Source organism: Pyxidicoccus caerfyrddinensis (assembly GCF_010894405.1).
GTDB classification, from domain to species: Bacteria; Myxococcota; Myxococcia; order Myxococcales; family Myxococcaceae; genus Myxococcus; species Myxococcus caerfyrddinensis.
In genome coordinates, this window is sequence record NZ_JAAIYA010000003.1 from 266471 (window position 1) to 284111 (window position 17641).

14 protein-coding genes are annotated in these 17641 nt (G+C 72.4%); 9 read left to right on the forward strand and 5 right to left on the reverse strand.

What is annotated here, in order from left to right; translation table 11 throughout:
- Positions 1-59: 59 nt before the first annotated feature.
- The 3 genes from G4D86_RS08215 (at position 60) to G4D86_RS08225 (ending at position 3445) form a co-directional block, all read left to right on the forward strand.
- Positions 60-677 carry a hypothetical protein gene (locus tag G4D86_RS08215; RefSeq protein ID WP_163991311.1) on the forward strand — a complete coding sequence of 206 codons (618 nt, stop codon included), beginning with the start codon at positions 60-62 and terminating at the stop codon, positions 675-677.
- A 293-nt stretch (positions 678-970) separates the two neighbouring features.
- On the forward strand, positions 971-1423 hold the full coding sequence (locus G4D86_RS08220; protein WP_163991313.1) for a hypothetical protein: 453 nt from the start codon (positions 971-973) through the stop codon (positions 1421-1423).
- 378 nt (positions 1424-1801) lie between these two features.
- Positions 1802-3445 (forward strand): choice-of-anchor D domain-containing protein, encoded by a 1644-nt coding sequence (locus G4D86_RS08225; protein WP_163991314.1) that lies wholly within the window; start codon positions 1802-1804, stop codon positions 3443-3445.
- Between the two features lie 3 nt (positions 3446-3448).
- Here the strand turns inward: G4D86_RS08225 and G4D86_RS08230 are convergent, their stop codons facing one another.
- Together G4D86_RS08230 and G4D86_RS08235 are read right to left on the reverse strand one after the other, a co-directional pair.
- Positions 3449-4789 (reverse strand): nicotinate phosphoribosyltransferase, encoded by a 1341-nt coding sequence (locus tag G4D86_RS08230; RefSeq protein WP_163991316.1) that lies wholly within the window; start codon positions 4787-4789, stop codon positions 3449-3451.
- A 25-nt stretch (positions 4790-4814) separates the two neighbouring features.
- Positions 4815-5264 (reverse strand): thioredoxin family protein, encoded by a 450-nt coding sequence (locus G4D86_RS08235; RefSeq protein ID WP_163991318.1) that lies wholly within the window; start codon positions 5262-5264, stop codon positions 4815-4817.
- A gap of 253 nt (positions 5265-5517) precedes the next feature.
- Here G4D86_RS08235 and G4D86_RS08240 point away from each other — a divergent pair, with 253 nt between their 5' ends.
- The 4 genes from G4D86_RS08240 (at position 5518) to G4D86_RS08255 (ending at position 10888) form a co-directional block, all read left to right on the forward strand.
- On the forward strand, positions 5518-6546 hold the full coding sequence (locus G4D86_RS08240; RefSeq protein WP_163991320.1) for a 2-hydroxyacid dehydrogenase: 1029 nt from the start codon (positions 5518-5520) through the stop codon (positions 6544-6546).
- Positions 6547-6616: 70 nt separating this feature from the next.
- Positions 6617-7915 (forward strand): universal stress protein, encoded by a 1299-nt coding sequence (locus G4D86_RS08245; protein WP_163991322.1) that lies wholly within the window; start codon positions 6617-6619, stop codon positions 7913-7915.
- Positions 7916-7947: 32 nt separating this feature from the next.
- Positions 7948-9414: a TIGR02996 domain-containing protein gene (locus G4D86_RS08250; protein ID WP_163991324.1), complete on the forward strand. Its 1467-nt coding sequence runs from the start codon at positions 7948-7950 to the stop codon at positions 9412-9414.
- Between the two features lies 1 nt (position 9415).
- Positions 9416-10888 (forward strand): TIGR02996 domain-containing protein, encoded by a 1473-nt coding sequence (locus G4D86_RS08255; RefSeq protein WP_163991326.1) that lies wholly within the window; start codon positions 9416-9418, stop codon positions 10886-10888.
- Positions 10889-10892: 4 nt separating this feature from the next.
- Here the strand turns inward: G4D86_RS08255 and G4D86_RS08260 are convergent, their stop codons facing one another.
- From G4D86_RS08260 to G4D86_RS08270, 3 genes are all read right to left on the reverse strand, one after another.
- Entirely contained in the window at positions 10893-11561 is a 669-nt protein-coding gene (locus G4D86_RS08260) for a metallophosphoesterase (RefSeq protein WP_163991328.1), read from the reverse strand.
- Between the two features lie 83 nt (positions 11562-11644).
- Complete coding sequence (locus G4D86_RS08265; protein ID WP_163991330.1) at positions 11645-14644, reverse strand: serine/threonine-protein kinase; 3000 nt, start codon at positions 14642-14644, stop codon at positions 11645-11647.
- 16 nt (positions 14645-14660) lie between these two features.
- Positions 14661-15557: a sigma-70 family RNA polymerase sigma factor gene (locus G4D86_RS08270; protein ID WP_163991332.1), complete on the reverse strand. Its 897-nt coding sequence runs from the start codon at positions 15555-15557 to the stop codon at positions 14661-14663.
- A gap of 235 nt (positions 15558-15792) precedes the next feature.
- On the opposite strand from G4D86_RS08270, the gene alr reads away from it, so the two are divergent.
- Complete coding sequence (gene alr / locus G4D86_RS08275) at positions 15793-16998, forward strand: alanine racemase (protein WP_240360119.1); 1206 nt, start codon at positions 15793-15795, stop codon at positions 16996-16998.
- Positions 16999-17119: 121 nt separating this feature from the next.
- Entirely contained in the window at positions 17120-17593 is a 474-nt protein-coding gene (locus tag G4D86_RS08280) for a hypothetical protein (RefSeq protein WP_163991335.1), read from the forward strand.
- The last annotated feature ends 48 nt before the right edge of the window (positions 17594-17641 follow it).

Below are 17641 nucleotides of genomic sequence, written 5' to 3' on the forward strand. Positions count from 1 at the left end.
GACCTCGTCCTCTCCCGTGTTTACGCATGGCATGCGGATTGGATTGGAGCGCGGGTGCCATGACTCTCCACATCTCTCGCTTCTGCGTCCTCGCTGGCCTCCTCTCCACTCCCGTCGCCGCGCTCGCCCAGGAGGAGGCTCCGAGCGAGCCCCTTCCCACGAGCCCGAGCCGCTCGCGCAGCGCGCTGGCCATCGGCGTTCGCAGCCACTCGCTCTCAGTGGATGCCCCCACGCCCGAGGCGCCGGCCCTGGCCGTGGACGTCGAGCAGCCCTTGATGCAGTACCTCACGGTGTTCGGAGGCTTTCATCTCGGCATGGGCCTGGATGCCGTGGGGCTCCAGGCCGGCAGCCGACTCTATGTCGGCGGTCAGCCCTTCCAGGGGCTCTTCCTGGCGGTGCAGGCGGAGGGCACCCTCTTCGAGGGCGATGCGCAGGTGAGCGGGAGTCGTGCGTCCGTCGGCGGGCTCCTGGGCTACTCCCAGACGCTCGGGGAGAAGTGGCTCGTGTCGCTCGGCGCGGGGGCTGACGTCAGCCAGACGCGGAGCGAGACCGTGGTCCCGCCGAGCCCGGAGTGCGTCCTCTTCACCCCGTGCCTGGTGGCCGGCCGCGAGACGCGCGTCGAGAAGCAGGAGGCTGTGCAGCCCCTCGTCCGAATCGCTGCCGTCTACAAGTTCTGAGCGGGCTCATGGGAGCTCGAGGCCGTGCACGCTCCATGACGTTCAAATCGGGGGCGGACTTGCGAGCGCTTCGGGTTCCGCTGAGGATGCCGGCGGGGCCGCCAAGCAAAGTAGGGACGCAGATGCGTAAGCTGACAGTGTTGCTGCTCTGGGCTGTGTGGCTGGGCTGCAGTTCGGGTGGAGCGGATTCCAGGGAAGGCGCGCCACAGGACGCGGGGCCGGACGACACGACGGCGGCGGAGTGCGTGGCATCCGAGATGCCCACCTGCTGCCGGGAGTGCTCAGACATCCTCATGCAGCCCGTGTGCACCGACGGGAGCTGGAGCTGCCCGGCGGGCTCGACGGACGAACGGCAGTGTCCGAGCAGTCCGGACCAGCTGGCATGCTCGCCGCCCATCCACCCGCAGGCGAGGTACACGTACCCGGGCTGCGCCAACGAGGACTACCACTGCCCGCGCTTGAAGACCGTGTACTGCGCGCTGGACAGCCTCCGCTCGGAGCACACCGCCTGCGAGCAGGACGATGACTGCGTGGCGGCCACCGTTAACGGCCGTTGCACGGGCTATGGAACGTGTCCGCCGGCCATGGTGAACGCCGCCGGCCGCGCGGACTTCGAGACCCGGGCCTCCGCAGAGGTGTCTCGCTACTGCACCGAGTCCCCCATCTGCACCAGCAGTGGCTCGTGTGCCTTCCCATCCTTCGTGCCCCGCTGCCGGCAGGGGCAATGCGTGGCGGAGGTGCCCTGAGCTCCGCTGCCGCGAAGGCCCATCGAGTTCGTGCCTTCATCTTGATGTGAACGTGATGGAACCGTGAGGAACGGGCGGGCGCGGCGTGGGACAGTCCTCCCATGCTCGCGCTCTTCCCGATGGGGGTCGGGAGGCGGTCTCGCGGGCACTGCTGTCTCACGACAGTGCCCGCGCCGCGCCCCAGGACCTTGGAGCTGGGGCCCGCTGGCCAGGCTGGCCCTGGACGTGAGCAGCAGTGCCCGCGTGTCCCGTCAGGATGCTCTCCCGATTTCACCGCCAATGACAGACACGCACGCGGGCCGTGGGCCCTCCGCCTGGGGTGCCCCTTCGAAGGGGTGTGCTTGTCAGGCTGATATGGACTCTCCTAGAAGGCCGCGCATGCTTCGCAAGCCTTTGCTCTCGCTCCTGCTGCTCCTCGGCGCCCCTGTCCTCTTCGGCGCGTGCTCTGACTCCGACGACGAGAAGACCGGGTCGGCCGCCCTCATCATCGACCGGGAGTCGCTCGACTACGGTGAGCTGGAGGTGGGGAAGACGTCCCCCGAGCAGCTCTTCACCATCCGCAACGCCTCGCCGGCCGCCGTGGAGTCGGTGTCGATGTCCATCGACGGCCAGGGCTTCACCATCACCGCCAACACCTGCGAGCGGTATCTCGACGCGGGAATGGAGTGCGAGGTGCGCGTGAAGTTCACGCCCAAGGTGGCTGGCGCGCACGAGGCCCGCCTCAAGGTGGACGGGGCACCCGCCGTGGACCAGACGGTCCTCAAGGGGATGGCCGTCACCTCGGTGGAAGTGGCCTCCATGCCCGCGGGCGTGCGCGTCGTGGCCGGCGACGACGAGTGGTCCTGCGACCAGCCGTGCACGATGGCCGTGCGCACGCCGGAGCTCATCCTCCGGACCGCGCCCGGGGGCTACCCCATCTGGGACGGGGCCTGCGACACGGCGCCCAACAACGGCTGTCGGCTCCGCATGGACGGGCCGAAGCGCGTCTCCGTGAAGTCGTTCAGCCCGCTGTTCCAGTGGGAAGTGCGGCGAGCCTCCGAGCCCTTGAACGTGGCTTCCGCGCCCAACGGCGACATCCTCGTCCTGGACTCGACGACGCTGACACGGCTGAGCAGCACCGGGCAGGAGCTCTGGACGCGCTCCGTTCCGGGCGCGTCGGAGATGGCCGTGGACGGTGCGGGCAACGTCTACCTGATGGACTTCGCCGGCCGGGTGACCCGCCGCGCCGCGGATGGGCAGGAGCTGTGGAGCCATACCCCGGAGGGCGAGTCCCTGAGCGCGCACAGCCTCGTGGCGAGCGCCAGCGGACACGTCTACGCGCTGGTGGGCCTGGGCTCCTTCGAGACCACGCGGCTGTTCAAGCTCGTCTCACTCACGCCCGAGGGGACCGAGCGCTGGAACGTGCTCTTCAATGATGGCGAGCGCAACTACCCCACCGGACTGGGGGTGGACCCGGATGGGCGGGTCTTCGTGTCCGGCAACACGTACATTCGCGGCGAGGCGCCCGGGGAGTTCATCTTCTTGAAGGGCTACTACCAGAAGTTCACCACCGAGGGCGCTCGGGTGTGGGCGACGGACAGCTCCTGGTACGAATTCGTCATCAGCCCCACGGGGGAGACGAGCTCCTTCATCTCCGTTCCCGGCTCGGTTCCGGCTCCGGGTGGCTTCACGCACTACTGGCTGGGTACGGACGGGAAGCTGCAGTGGAGTGCCTCGTCCTCGAGCGGGCCGGGCATCGTCCTCGCGCAGGCCTTCTCGTCCACGGGCACGCTGCTCATCGGCGGGTATGAGGCGATTGCCAACAGCTCCAATGCGGCCAGGGGCTGGTTCTCCCTGATGAACCTGCAGACGCGGACGCCGGGCCCCGTCACATATGTCGAAGTGGCCGGAGGCGCCGGGACGCGGGTCTCCCACGTCGCCTTCACCTCCACCGGGAAGGTCGTGGTGAGCGGCGGCGGCAACCCGGGGACCACCGGGGGCTTCATCCGCCAGTACGACGCCCGCGTGCTCACGGGCAACTGAGGCTCAGGGCGCCGCGGACCACGCCTCCACCTGCGCCGCGCGCGCCCGCTCCAGCTCCGTGCCCACCCTCACCGGGTACGGTGGCCTCGCGGGCGCCAGCGCGCGCACCTCGCGCGGGAGCCGCGACACCTCCCGCCTCGCGCAGGCCCGCACGTCCGCCAGCGGCGGGGAGGCTCCGGGCAGCCGCTTCCCCGCGCGCATCACCGGCCGCAGCAGCGGTCTTCCCTGCACCACGTCTCCGCGCCGGGTGAGGACATCCCCGCGCGCGACGCCGTCCTCCTCCTGCCGGTACACCTGCTTCGCGCCCGGCAGGAGCACCTTCCCCTCGGACAGCTTCACGCGCTCGCGGCCCGCGTACTCCACCAGCTTGTACGCCATGTCCAGCGATGGCGCGTCCGCGGACACACCCATCGCCGTCCCCACGCCGAAGGCGTCAATCGGCGCGCCATGCGCGACGAGCCTCGCCACCGCGTCCTCGTCCAGCCCGCCGCTGGCGACGAGCCGCACCGGCTGCAGCCCCGCCTCGTCCAGCATCTCCCGCGCCGCGTGCGACAGCGCCAGCAGGTCTCCCGAGTCCAGCCGCAGCGCGCGCACCTGGAAGTCCTCGCCCCGCTCGCGCGCCAGTCGGATGGCGTGCTGCACCCCGTGCAGCGTGTCGTACGTGTCCACCAGCAGCGTCGCGTCCGGGTACACGCGCGTGAAGGCGCGGAAGGCCTCCAGCTCGTCGTCGTGCGCCTGCACGTAGCTGTGCGCCATGGTGCCCGCCACCGGAATGCCGTAGCGCTTCCCCGCGAGCACGTTGGACGTGGAGTCCACCCCCGCGACGTACGCGGCCCGCGCCACCTTCAGCCCCGCGTCCGCGCCGTGGATGCGCCGCAGGCCGAACTCCATCACCGGGCGCCCCGCCGCCGCCTCCACCACCCGCGCCGCCTTCGACGCCGCGAGCGTCTGGAGGTGGACCTGGTTGAGCAGGTACGTCTCCACCAGCTGTGCCTCCGGCAGCGGCGCGCGCACCTCCAGCACCGGCTCCTGGGCGAACACCGGCGTGCCCTCGGGCACCGCGTCCACGTCCCCGCTGAAGCGGAAGCGCTCCAGCCAGCCGAGCAGTCGGTCCGAGAAGCGTCCCAGCGAGGCCAGCCAGTCCAGGTCCTCCGCGCGGAAGCGCAGGCGCTCCAGCAGGTCCAGCGCGTCCTCCAGCCCCGCCGCGAGCAGGTAGTTGCGGTGCTCCGGGAGGCGCCGGACGAAGAGGCTGAACACCGCTTCGTCCCACAACCCCTCGTCGAGGTACGCCTCCGCCATCGTCAGTTGGTAGAGGTCCGTCAGCAGCGCGGCGCCATCCTCCATGACGTGCCTCCTTGTACGTGGGGGCTCACGCGGTGGCGTTCGCGCCGCCCTGCGCCACCGACGTCATCACCCACCGCTCCAGCTCCGCGCGGGGCAGCACGCCGCTGCGCCGTGCCACCTCGCGTCCGCCCGCGAATACCACGAAGGTGGGGATGCCCTGCACCCGCAGCGTGCTGGCCGCGTGGGGGTGCTGCTCGGTGTTCAGCTTCAGCACCAGCAGCCGTCCCGCCTGCGCCCGGCCCACCGCTTCCACGATGGGGCTCGCGGCGCGGCACGGCGCGCACCAGGGGGCCCACAAGTCCAGCAGCACCGGCACCGGGGAGCCGAGGACGGCGCGGTCCAGCCCCTCGCCATCCACCTCCTGCGGGGCGCCGGTGACGTCCAGCGCGGAGTGACAGCGGCCGCACTCGGGCGCGCCCGGCGGACGGGGCTCGCGCACACGGTTGAACGCCCCACAGGCCTTACAGCGGAACATGGCTCCTCCCGACGCGAACTCTTCGCACCAAGGTAGGCCTCGGCCCCTTCGCGCGCCCTGAAATGCGAAGTCGCAAGCTCGCTGCCGGGCCAACCTCCGCTCGCCTGGCGCGCAGCTTTTGCAGCGTCGACCCTGCGTGCGCAGCTTTTGCGCGGCCCGTGCGGGTACCTCGGGGGCGTGGACTGGAGCGGGCATTGCACTGACACCAGGGCGATACGGCGGGCATGCAGTCCAGCCGGGCAGGGGAGCAGACATGCGGCTGGCCGTCTTCGACACCCACCGTTATGACCGTGAGGCGCTGGAGAAGGCCAACGCGCACTTCGCTCACGCGCTCACCTTCTTCGAGCCGCGCCTGACGCTGCAGACCGCGAAGCTGGCGGACGGCTTTCCCGCGGTGTGCTCCTTCGTCAACGACAAGCTGGACGCGGCGACTCTGGCGGCGCTGCAGGCGGGTGGGGTGCGGCTCGTGGCGGCGCGCTCGGCGGGCTACAACCACGTGGACCTGGAGGCGGCGCGGCGGCTGGGCATCCGCGTGACGCGCGTGCCGGAGTACTCACCGCACGCGGTGGCCGAGCACGCGGTGACGCTGGTGCTCTCCCTCAATCGCCACATCCCCCGCGCCTTCTTGCGTGTGCGCGACTGGAACTTCTCCCTCGACGGGCTGGTGGGCTTCGACCTCGCGGGCAAGACGGTGGGCGTGGTGGGCACGGGCCGCATCGGCCGCGTGGCGGCGCGCATCTTCCGGGGCTTCGGCTGCCAGGTGCTCTGCTACGACGTGGCGCCGGACGCCGCCTTCGAGCGCGAAGCGGGCGTGCGCTTCGTCCCGCTGGAGGAGCTGTTCGCCGCGTCGGACGTCATCTCCCTCCACGTGCCGCTCACGCCGGGCACGCGCCACATGGTGGACGCGGCGGCGCTGGCGCGGATGAAGAAGGGCGTGGTGCTCATCAACACCGGCCGCGGCGCGCTCATCGACAGCCGGGCCCTGCTCGACGCGCTGAAGGCGGGTCACATCGGCGGCGCGGGGCTGGACGTGTACGAGGAGGAGGAGGGCATCTTCTTCCAGGACCTCTCCGGGCAGGTGCTCCAGGACGACGTGCTGGCGCGGCTGCTCACCTTTCCCAACGTCCTCGTCACCTCGCACCAGGCCTTCCTCACCCACGAGGCCCTGGCCAACATCGCCGAGACGACACTGGCCAGCGTGCGGGCCTTCGAGCAGGGCGAGCCCCTGGTGAACGAGGTGCGCGCCGAGCAGGTGCTGCGTGCGCCGGCCGCGACGAGCTGAGCACTGGCACGGAAGGTGAATTGTCTTCACCTCGAACCGAGCCGCACCACCGAAGCTGGGAGAGAGTGACATGTCCATCATCTGCGCCACGAACTTCTCCGACGCCGCGCTGCGCGCGTCAGCACTGGCCGCGGAGCTCGCCCGGAAGACGGGGGAGCCGCTGCGCCTGGTGCACGTACTGAATCCGAACTCCGCGCGCGCCTTCGGGCGGGCGCTGACCGACGCGGCCGAGGCCGCCCTGGCCGACCAGACGAAGCGCCTGGAGAAGTCGGGCGCGAAGGTGGAGCGTGTGCTGCTCACCGGTGAGCCGGCGGAGGCGGTGGAGGCCGCCGCGCGGGAGCAGAAGGCCTCGCTGGTGGTGACGGCGGCGCCGAGCGACGAGGCGCCCTTCCTGAGCGTGGGGGGCACGGTGGACCGGCTGGCGCAGGCGCTGACCGTCCCGCTGCTGGTGGTGCGCGATGCGGCGCCGCTGGAGGCGTGGGCCCGGGGTGAGCGGCCGCTGAAGGTGATGCTGGGCGTGGACCGCTCGCTGCCCTTCGAGGCCGCGCGCGAGTGGGTGAAGGGCCTGCGCCGCTGGGGCGCGGTGGAGGTGGTGGGCGCGCGCGTGTACTGGCCGGAGGAGGAGTACCCGCGCCTGGGGCTGCCGCTTCCTCCCGCCTTCGGCGACATCACGGCGGAACTGCGGCAGGCGGTGGAGCAGGAGACGGCCGCGCTGATGGCGCCGCTGGCTTCCGGAGGACAGGCGCCTCGCGTCGTGGCGCACGCGGGCGTGGGGCGCATCGCCGACCACCTGGTGGACCTGGCCGCGCGCGAGGGCGCGGACCTGCTGGTGGTGGGCACGCACCACCGGCGCGCCCTGGGCCGGCTGTGGAGCGTGTCGCACCACGCGGTGCGGCTGGCGCGCATGTCCGTGGCGTGCGTGCCCTCCATGGTGGCGCCCTCGGTCGCGGACGTGACGCTGCCCGTGTTCCGCGAGGTGCTCGTGGCCACCGACTTCTCCGAGACGGGCAACCGCGCGGTGGCTCACGCCTGCGGGCTGGTGCCCGAGGGCGGCACGGTGCACCTCGTCCATGTGCTGGAGGGGCGGGTGAAGCCCGAGCAGGAGGCGGAGCTGAAGCAGCAGCTCCTCGCGGTGGTGCCGAAGGCGGCGCAGGCCGGCGGGCGGCGCGTGCAGGTGGAGGTCCTCGCTCATGGCCGGGACGTGGTGACGACGCTGGTGCAGGCCGCCGAGCGGCTCCGCGTGGATGCGCTCGTCATGGGTACGCACGGGCGCTCGGGGTTGAAGCGCGCGGTGCTCGGCTCGGTGGCGCAGGAGGTGCTGCTGCGCACGGACCGGCCCGTGCTGGTGGTGCGGCCTCCCAGGGGGTGAGGTCGGGGCAAGCGGGGCTACACTGCCGCCCCGTGAGTGACACCCTGAGAGACCTCCTCGGACGCGCGCTGGAGGCCTTCGAGCGCCACGCCGAGGAGGAGGCCCTGGGCCGCCTGCTGGAGGCGTGGCGGCATGCCCGGGACTCGCACATCGCCGCACTCGTGGAGCGACTGTCGGAGCGGCTCACGCGGGGACTGTCGCCACTCGACTGCGAGCCTGGCTCGTCCACCATGTTGGAGCACCGGCCGCTCGATTTGCCACGGCTGCTCGTCACCGTCCAGGAGGGCGCGGACCGGGGCTTTCCCGGCTCGCTGCGCAAGTCGCTCCGGGCGTTCCGTGAGTGGCCCGCGGACCCGCGCTTCACGCCCGTGCTGCTGGACATCTCCCGGATGCCCGTCGCTGGTGACCTCGGCGTTCCCGACGTGCTGTGTGGACTGCTGGAGGAGGTGAGGGACCCGCGCACGCTGGAGCCACTGCGGGAGGTGCGCGCGGGCCTGCCTCCGGGCTCCGAGCTCTCGACGCGGCTGGAGGCCGTCATCCAGCGCCTCCTCGCGAGGCCGGGCCTGCCGCTGGATGAGGAGGCCTCGCGCCTGTGCGAGGAGCTGGAGGAGGCCCTCTTCGAGCGCGGGGCTGCTGAAGTCCGGAGCGCGCCCATTCGCGAGTCGCTCCTGGCGCGCGTGTACGAGGACCCGGAGGACCTGGAGGCGCGGATGGTGCTGGCGGACCACCTGCTGGAGCAGGGCGACCCGCTGGGCGAGCTCATCACCTTGCAGTGCGCGTCCCAGCCCGACGAGGCGCGCATCGAGGAGCTGCTGGCGGCGCACCGCCTTCGCTGGGAGGCGCCGCTCGGGCCCTCCATCGTGCGTGGCGGCACGCGCTTCGAGCGGGGCTTCCCGAGGGCCGTACAGATGAACCCCTGGTGGAGAGAGCCGCTGCCGGAGGCCGCGCCTGGCTGGGCCACGGTGCAGGAGATTGACTGGGCCCGCGCGATGTTGCCGGACATGGCGGCGTGGCTCGCGCACCCGCACCTGCGCAACGTGCGGGTGCTGTGGCACGTGGAGGCGGAGCTGGCGCGGGGACTGGGTGAGCGCGGGCTGGGCGTGCGGCAGCTCGGTGTCATGGGCCCCGTCGTGGACAATGCGCCGGAGCTGTTCACCCGACTGGATGGGCTGCCCCACCTGACGCGCCTGCTGGTGGAGGACTCGGACCCGGAGGACGTGCGCCTGTGCGTGAAGTCCCGGCTGGCGTCGCGACTGGAGCGCTTCGAGGCGCGGGGCACGGTGGGATGGGCGCTGGTGCTGATGCTTCGGAAGGACCTGCCCGTCCTGGCAAAGCTCCTGGGCGAGGAGGGAGTCCGGCCGCTCGCTCGCGCCATCCAGCACGCGGCGGGCTTCGGCATCCGGAAGCTCCACATCCGGGTGGAGTGCCGCCTGACGGCGCCGGACCGGAAGCTCCTGGGGGCGGCGGCGTCTGTCTATGAGCGGGTGGAGTGGAGCTGAGATGGCGGACGCGTTCCTCACCGGGCTCCTCGAACTCGCGCGCTCGGTCTTCGAGCGGGGCGAGGAAGAGCAGGCCCTGCGGTTCCTGCTCGAGGCCTGGCGGGAGACGCGCTCGGAGCGCCTCGCCGGGCTGGTGGAGAAGCTGTCGGCACGGCTCACCGCCGAGCTGCCACCGCTCGCATGCGAGCCCCACTCATCCGAGATGGAGCTGCGGCAACCTCTCGATTTGCCACGGATGCTCGAGTCGCTCCTGGAGACCGCGAACCAGGGCCGGCTCATCGTGCTGCGCGAGCAGCTCGAGGCGCTCCGGAAGTGGCCCGCGGACCCACGGCTGGTGCCGCCACTGCTCGCCATCGCGTCCATGCCCGCCGCCGGGAACCTATGGGTCCGGGCGGCGCTCATCGACCTCTTCGGCCACCTGCGGGATTCGCGCACGGCCCTGGCCCTCCAGGCGCTGTATGAGGCCCCAGACGGCGAGCGCTACGACTTCGGGCGGCGAGGCGCCTTCCTCCCGCGGGTGGACGCATCGGAGCCTTCCCCACTGGATGCGGAGGCTCGCGCGCTGTGCAGGTCGCTGGAGGAGGACCTCGACGCGCGCGAGGAGGCCGACGCGAGTCGCAGGTCCCTCCGGAAGGAGCTCCTCGCGCGCGTCCGCGCGAGGCCGGAGGACGACGGCGCGCGGCTCGTGCTGGCCGACCAGCTGCTGGAGCAGGGCGACCCGCTGGGGGAATTCATCGCGCTCCAGTGCTCGCCGCATCCCGATGAGGACCGGGTCAAGGCGCTGCTGGCGCGGCACGGGATGTCCTGGCGGGCCCCGCTGGGGCCGCTCGCCGACCCGGACCACACGCGTTTCGAGCGGGGCTTCCCGGCGTCGGTCCGCCTGTCCATCCGGCGCGGGCAGCAGGTCCTGCCTCCACCCGGGCCGGCATGGGGCACGGTGCGGGAAATCGACTGGTATTGGGAGAGTCCTCCAGGCGCCGCGGCGTGGCTCGCACATCCGCACCTGGGGGGCGTGACGCGGCTGCTCCGGATGCGGGACGCCACCGCCCGGGAGCTGGGCAGATACCCGCTGCCGGTGCGGAGCCTGCAGCTCAGGGGGGGCGTCGCCTCGCAACTGACGGAGGCCTTCACCCTGCTGGCCGCCCTGCCGCACCTGACGTGCGTGGACATCTACAACGCGCTGCCGGACGACGTGCGCCTGTGCGCGACGTCGCCGCTGGCCGCGCGGCTGCAACGCTTCACGGCGTCCGTGTCCGGGTACTGGTCGCTCGTGGTGACACCCTCGGCCGAAGTGACGGTGGAGGCCACGCTGCTGAACGTGCAGCGCGCCGCGGCGCTCGCGGACGCCATCCGCGCCGCGGTGGGCTTCGGCACCCGGGCCCTGCGCGTGCGCGACGGCTTCCCGCCCGATGAGCGGGCGCGCCTCCAGCTGCGGAGCGCGGCCTCCGCCTACGCGCGCGTGGAGTGGGAGTGAGCCCTCACTGTGACGAGTCGACGTCCACGTACGCGCGCTTCGCGAGCACCGACACGAGGCGCCCTTCCGGCAGGACGTACGCGGACAACCGCCCGCCGTACACGCAGCCCGAGTCCAGCCCGAGCGCGTACGGGTGCCGCTGAATCCCGCGCATGGCGTCGTGCCCGAAGATGACCAGCTCCGGCCCCTTCCAGCAGCTGCCCCACGGCTCGCCGCCGTCCACGCGCTTCGACGGCGTGCCGTCCGCGGCGATGCTGCGCAGGTTGAGCAGCTCGTCCTCTTTCTGATGCTCCAGCGCCACGCCCGGCACCAGCCCGCCGTGCACCGCCACCACGTTCAGCTCCGGGAAGTGGCGGTAGAGCGGCTGGGCCGCCAGCCACTCCCAGTCCTCGGGCGACAGCGTGTCCAGCACGTGCTGGTGCTCGGGCTTGAGCTTCTTGCCCTTGGGCCCCCGGCCCGCGTGCCAGCGCAGCACGTGCGCGTCATGGTTGCCGCGCACCGCGAGGAAGCCGCGCTCGCGGGCCCGGCGCACCACGCCCGCCGAGTCCGGACCCTTCGCCACCAGGTCCCCCACCAGCACCACGCGGTCGTCCGGCCGCCAGCCGCACTCGGCCAGCAGCGCGTCCAGTTCCTCCGCGCATCCGTGCACGTCCCCGATGAAGAGCGTTCGCATCCCGCTCCTTCTTTAATGCGCTTCGTGTGCGGGACGGGAGCCCCATGCGCTTCTTTCGTCGCCCGCCGTGCTTCCAGCAGGCGCTAGCGCGTGCCGGCCGCCGGCACCCGGGCGGGCCGGGGCAGGCTGGCGCGCCACGCGTCCATCTCCACCACCACCTTCACGTAGCGCTCGCCCATGCCGGTGAACATCTCCCGCGCCTCCTCGGCGAGCCGCAGGGCGCGGGGCCGGTCCAGGTTCCCCTCCCACAGCGCCCGGGCCAGCGCGTAGCGCGAGAAGGCCCGCTCCCCTTGGGTCTGCTTCGAGCCGGAGCGGTTCGCCACCGCCAGCTCCAGCACCTCGGCGGCCTTGCGCGGCTGCTTCAAGTCCAACCAGTTGCGGCCCAGGTCAATCCACGTGCCCGTCCGGTAGCCATACGGGTCATCCTGGCGCGACTCGAGGATGGCCAGCGCACGCAGCAGGTAGGGCTGGGCCTCCTGGTAGCGCTTCATGTCGCGGTAGTTGTTGCCGCACGCCCGGTGGGCCCTGGCCAGGAAGGGGTGCTGGGGCCCGAGCCGCTGCTCCAGCGGGGCAATGGTGGCCATGTGGTGCGCCAGGGCCTCCTCATGGCGCCCCATCCGCGCCAGCAGGTTGGCCAGGTTGCTCAGGACGATTTGCGTGCCGGAGCTCTCCACGCCCTCCACCTGGAGGGTGATGTCCAGCGCGCGCTCCTGGAGTCGCAGGGCCTCCTCGCCCCGGCCTCGTCGCTCCACGACGGCCGCCAGCATCTCGAGCGCGGTCGACACGTCGCGGTGCCCGGGGCCGAGCGCGCGCTCGAACACCGCCAGCGCCGTGCGCGACAGCTCCTCCACCCGCGCCAGGTTGCCCTGTCGCCAATAGACCTCGGTCAGGTTCATCTGGGCGCGGGCCACGTCGGGGTGGTCCGGGCCCAGGGCCTTGCGCCGCGTCTCCAGGGCCTGCTCGGTGAGCTTCAGCGCATCGTCCACGCGGTGCTGGGCGATGCGCGTGGAGCCCAGCCCCAGCCGGACGTCCGCCGCCTCCAGGCTGTCCGGGCCATAGGTCTGCTCCAGCCGGGCGAGCGCCGCCTCCTGCTGCTCGGAGGCCTCCGTGTAGCGGCCCTGCACGAAGTGCAGCGCCCCCGTGCGCACCTGGAGCTGCGCGCTCAGCACCGCGTCGCCGCCCATCCGCTCGATGGCCGCCTCGGCGCGCTCCTTCCAGCGCCAGGCCAGGGCGTACTGCTCCAGCACCTCGCCGGACGTGTGCACCAGCGACGTCCAGGCCCGCGCGGCCACCACGTCGTTGCGCCCGGCCTCGGCGGCCCACACCGCCTCGAAGAGCGTGGCCTCCGCCTTGCGCGGGTCGCCCAGCTCCTCCTGCAGCTCGCCCAGGGGCAGCAGCAGGTCGGCGGCGCCGTAGCGGTCCCCCGCGTCCTTCGCGGACTTCACTGCCGGCTCCAGCAGCGCCACCGCCTCCGCGTACTTGCCGGCCGCCTTCAGCGCGCGCGCCCGCACCAGCGTCCGGCGCAGCGCCTCCGTCCGCGCGCGGGCCTCGGCGTCCACGGGCTCGGGCGCGCGCGCGGCCAGGGCCACGAGGTCCGAGCAGCGCTGCAAGGGCGGCAGCGCCTCCGCTGCGCGCGCGGCCAATTCCACCGTGCCCGCGTCAGCGCGGGCGAAGAGCTGCGTGAGGGCGGCGACCTCCGCCAGCCGGCCGTCGAGGCAGTGCATGCGCCGGGCGAGCACCTCCTCGGGCTGCTCGCGCCGCACGCGCGTGGCCTCGCAGGCGGTGGTGCGCGTCGTCACCCACTCGGCGGTGTACACGTCCAGCGTGCGCCGCACGCGCTGCCACGCCGCGCCCGCGTAGGGCTTGCCGGTGGCGAGGAAGGCGGACTGGATGGCCGCCTGCTGCGACGGCCCCCACACCGTGGCGAGCTCCTTGCCCGCGCCAGCACATACCTGCTCGCGGCGCGAGCCCACCGCGTGGGTGATGGCCACCGCCGTCAGGAGCAGCGCCGCGCCGCCCGCCACCTTGAGCCGCCGCGCCCAGCGCGCCGCCGGGTCGTGCTGGAGCGCGGCCAGCAGCGCCTCCATGGAGACATACCGGTCCATGGGGTCGACGGACAGACCGCGCACCATCACACGCCGCAGCCACGGTGGCACCGGCGAGCCCCGGGGCGCGGGCTTCACCCGCCCGGTGCGAATCTCCGCCAGCAGCTCGCGCACCGTGGCGGCGGCGAACGGGCGCTCGCCGTGGAGCGCCTCGTACAGGGCCACGCAGAAGGCGAACTGGTCGCTGCGCGCGTCCGGGTGCGCGTCCGGGTCCAGCTGCTCCGGCGACATGTACGCGGGCGTGCCGCCGGCCACGGGTGTGCCCGGTGCGTCCTCGCCCAGCGGGTTGGCGCTGCGGGCGAGGCCGAAGTCGGTGACGCGCACGCGGCCGTCGCGGCCGACGAGGAGGTTCTCCGGCTTGATGTCGCCGTGCACCACGCCCGCCGCGTGCGCCGCCGTGAGGCCCCGGCCCGCGTCCAGGAAGAGGGCCAGCACCTGCCGCCACGGGCGCGGCGCGGCCTTCAGCCACTGGCGCAGCGTCTGCGCCTCCACCAGCTCCATGGCGAGGAAGACGTTCTCTCCGAAGGTCCCCACGTCGTAGATGGGCACCACGTGCGGGTGCGAGACGCGGGCCATGGCCTGCGCCTCGTGCAGCAGGTGGGCGCGGCCCTCTTCCACCTCCAGGCCCAGCACGCCCACGCGCAGCAGCTTGAGAGCCACGCGCCGGTCCAGCTCCGGGTCATACGCGCTGTAGACGACGCCCATGCCGCCGGAGCCCAGCCGCTCCAGCACGAGGTAGCGGCCCACCGCGGTGCCCTTCTCCAGCGGCGCGTCCTCTCCGCGCGCGGGGCGGGGCGGCGTGAGCGCGGTGGCCTCGCCGGGCGGCCCCTCGTCGGGAGACTGCGCGCGCAGGCCCTGGGCCACCATGCGCCGGCATGAGGCGCACGTGTCCAGGTGCGCGTCCACCTCCGAGGCGCGGGCCGGAGGCAGACTGCCCATCAGCAGCTCGACGAAGGTGCTCTCGTCCAGGCAGGCCACGGCGTGGAGGCTTTCGTCAGTCCAGCCGCGAGCGCAGCAGGCGGCTGAGGCTCACGTCGAGCTGGCTGGAGATGAGGCGCAGCACGCTGTCGAGCTGCGAGCGGGTGAGGCGCAGGCGGTCGGTGAGCAGGCGCCGCGTCTCCTGGAGCAGAGCCTCCTGCGCGCCCACCACCCAGCGCGCCGCGGTGGAGCGGTGCACGCCGTACAGCGCGCCGAGCTGGTCGATGCTCAGCCCGTCCAGGTACTTCAGGCGCAGGAAGTTGCGCTGGCGCGGCTCCAGGGCCGCGAGCGCCGCCGCGAAGGACGCGTTGAACTCCGCGCGGTACGTCGTCTTGAGGTACGCCAGCTCCGGGTCATCGCCGGGGGCCATCAGCACGGACAGGTCCCCGTCATCCACCTGGGCCTGGCCGCTGCGCTGGCGCTGCCAGTCCAATGCGAGCCACAGCGCCGCCGCGCGCACCCATCCGCTCAGGGGGCCGGTGCCCGGGTAGGCGGCCAGCCGGGCGGGCGCCTCCGCGCTGCCCACCAGCATGCGCTGGCGCAGCAGCTGGCGCACCTCGTCCAGGCCCGTGGGGGGCAGCTTCAGGCGCGCCACCGCCGCGTCGACCTCGGGGAGGAAGCGCGCCTCGAAGGCCTTGAGCGCGGCGGGCAGTCCGTCCGCCGCCGCGCGCGCGAGGTACACGTCCGGCAGGTTCAGCTTCTCCACGTCCTCGTCAGGGGCCTCGCCCGCGAGCAGCCGTGCGAGGTGACCGACGTAGCGCGGGCCGTTCAGCTCCACTCCGGGCCATGCCGAGCGCGCCGAGTCCAGCACGCGCGCCAGCCGCTCCTGCAAGGAAGGCAGCGACTCCGGAGCAGCGGTGCCGCCGCGCGCCGCGACGAAGGCCTGGGCCAGGGAAACGTCCGGTGTGGACACGAGGGCGACGATAACACCGCCTCCGGTAATCCGGTTTCGACTGTTTCCCCGGTGAAGTGCTTGCACGCCTGCTCTATGGCTTCCAGAAAGGAGGGTGTGGGGCACGGGCGCAGTGGAGCCCACGCCGGCTCCCGTCCGCCTGCCCCGCGCGCGGGCACGTGTGTGGCCGGGGTGCCGCATACCCCATGGCCCGCGCATTGCTGGTATGGGGCGCTGAGTCGAGGTGGAGGTGCAAGTGGAGTCGATTGGGAGCGGCCCTGGAGACGCGGTCCATGCCTCGTGGCTGGAGCTGAGCGCGTCCGCGCTGCGGCACAACGTGGCGGTGTTCCGGGTGCTGGAGGGGAAGGGTGCGCCGCCGCGCGCGCTGGGCGTGGTGCTGAAGGGCAATGCCTACGGGCACGGGCTGGCGCAGGTGCTGCCGCTGGTGCACGGGCACGTGGACGTCCTCTATTTCATCGCGCCGCAGGACGCGCTGAAGGTGCGCGAGCACGAGCGGGCACACGGGCTGCCTCCGCGGCAGGTGCTGGTGCTGGGCGCGGTGGCGCCGGCGGAGGCGGTGGTGCTGGCGCGCGAGGGCATCGACGCGGTGGTGGCGGACCGTGGCTGGGCGGACGCGGTGGCGGTGCTGCGCGCGGCGAAGCTGGAGAAGCCGCTGCGGGTGCACGTGCACATCGACACGGGACTGGGGCGCGAGGGCTTCACGCTGGACGGGCTGCCGCGCGAGTCGCACTTCCTGCTGGAGGCGCGGGATGTGCTGGAGGTGGTGGGGGCGCTGAGCCACTTCGCGAACACGGAGGACGTGACGGAGCAGGGGTACGCGCTGGCGCAGGTGGACGCGTTCGAGACGGGGATGGCGTTCCTGGAGTCGCAGTTGAAGCCGGCGAAGCCGCTGCAGCGGCACATCGCCGCGAGCGCCGCGACGCTGGTGCTGCCGAGGGCGCGCTACGAGGCACTGCGGGTGGGGATTTCGCTGTATGGGCTGTGGCCCTCGCCGGAGACGCGGCTGTCGGCGCGGCTGGTGCTGGGCGAGGTGCCGGTGCTCAAGCCGGTGCTGTCATGGAAGTGCCGCAGCCAGGTGGTGAAGTGGCTGCCGGCGGGCAGCTACGTGGGCTACGGCTGCACGTACCGGTGCCCGGAGCCCACGCGCATCGCCGTGCTGCCGGTGGGGTACTACGACGGCTACCCGAGGCTGGCGTCGGGCAAGGCGCACGTGCTCGTGAATGGGCGCCGGTGCCCGGTGCTGGGTCGCGTGATGATGAACCACCTCATCGTGGACGTGACGCGCGCAACTTCCGACGAGCGCCCCGTGACGGCGACGCTGATGGGCAAGGACGGCGAGGAGTCCGTGTCCGCGGAGTCACTCGCGAGCTGGGCGCAGACGATTCACTACGAAGTCGTCACGCGGCTGGGCGCGCACCTGAGGCGGGTGGTGGTGGAGTAGGGAGCCCAGGGTGTCGTGAGTCGAACGAAGCTCCTGAGGTTTGATGTCGGCTCCAGGAGCAGGGCGCGGAAGCGGGTGATGCTGCATCTCGGGCCGACGGGAGTTCCGGCCGGGAGGGCGCATGCGACCGGGTCTCGTGCTGACCGTGCTGCTCGCGTGGATGCTGGTGGGGAGCCTTGGCTCCGGCTGTGCGGCCGGCGCCGCCGGGCGGATTCCGCCTGCGGCCTTCCAGTTCCACGAGGTGGTTTCTCGGCAGGGTCGCGCGGCAGGAGGGTGGAAGGTGGCGCAGACCACCATCACTCTCACACGTGTTTCTCAGACCCAGCCGGTCCAAGCCCAGTGTGACGTCGAGATTGGCGTCCCGCTCAAGACCAGGAAGGGGGGCATTGCCGATGTCATGGCACAAGAGGCGGCAGCCATGGCAGCCGATGAGGCCGCACGTCTTGCCTTGAGTCAGCGACCCGCGACGAGCGCGGAACTCTGCTTCCTGTTCCTGGAGCACATGAGGACCCTTCTGGAGTCGCGGCTTCCGGGAGTCAGGGTCCGTCGCTTCATCGAGCCAGGAATCCCCCGAACGAAGTTCGCACCGGAGTAGCGGACTGTCGTAGGGCCAGCACGCATCGCCACTGGCCACACGAGTGCC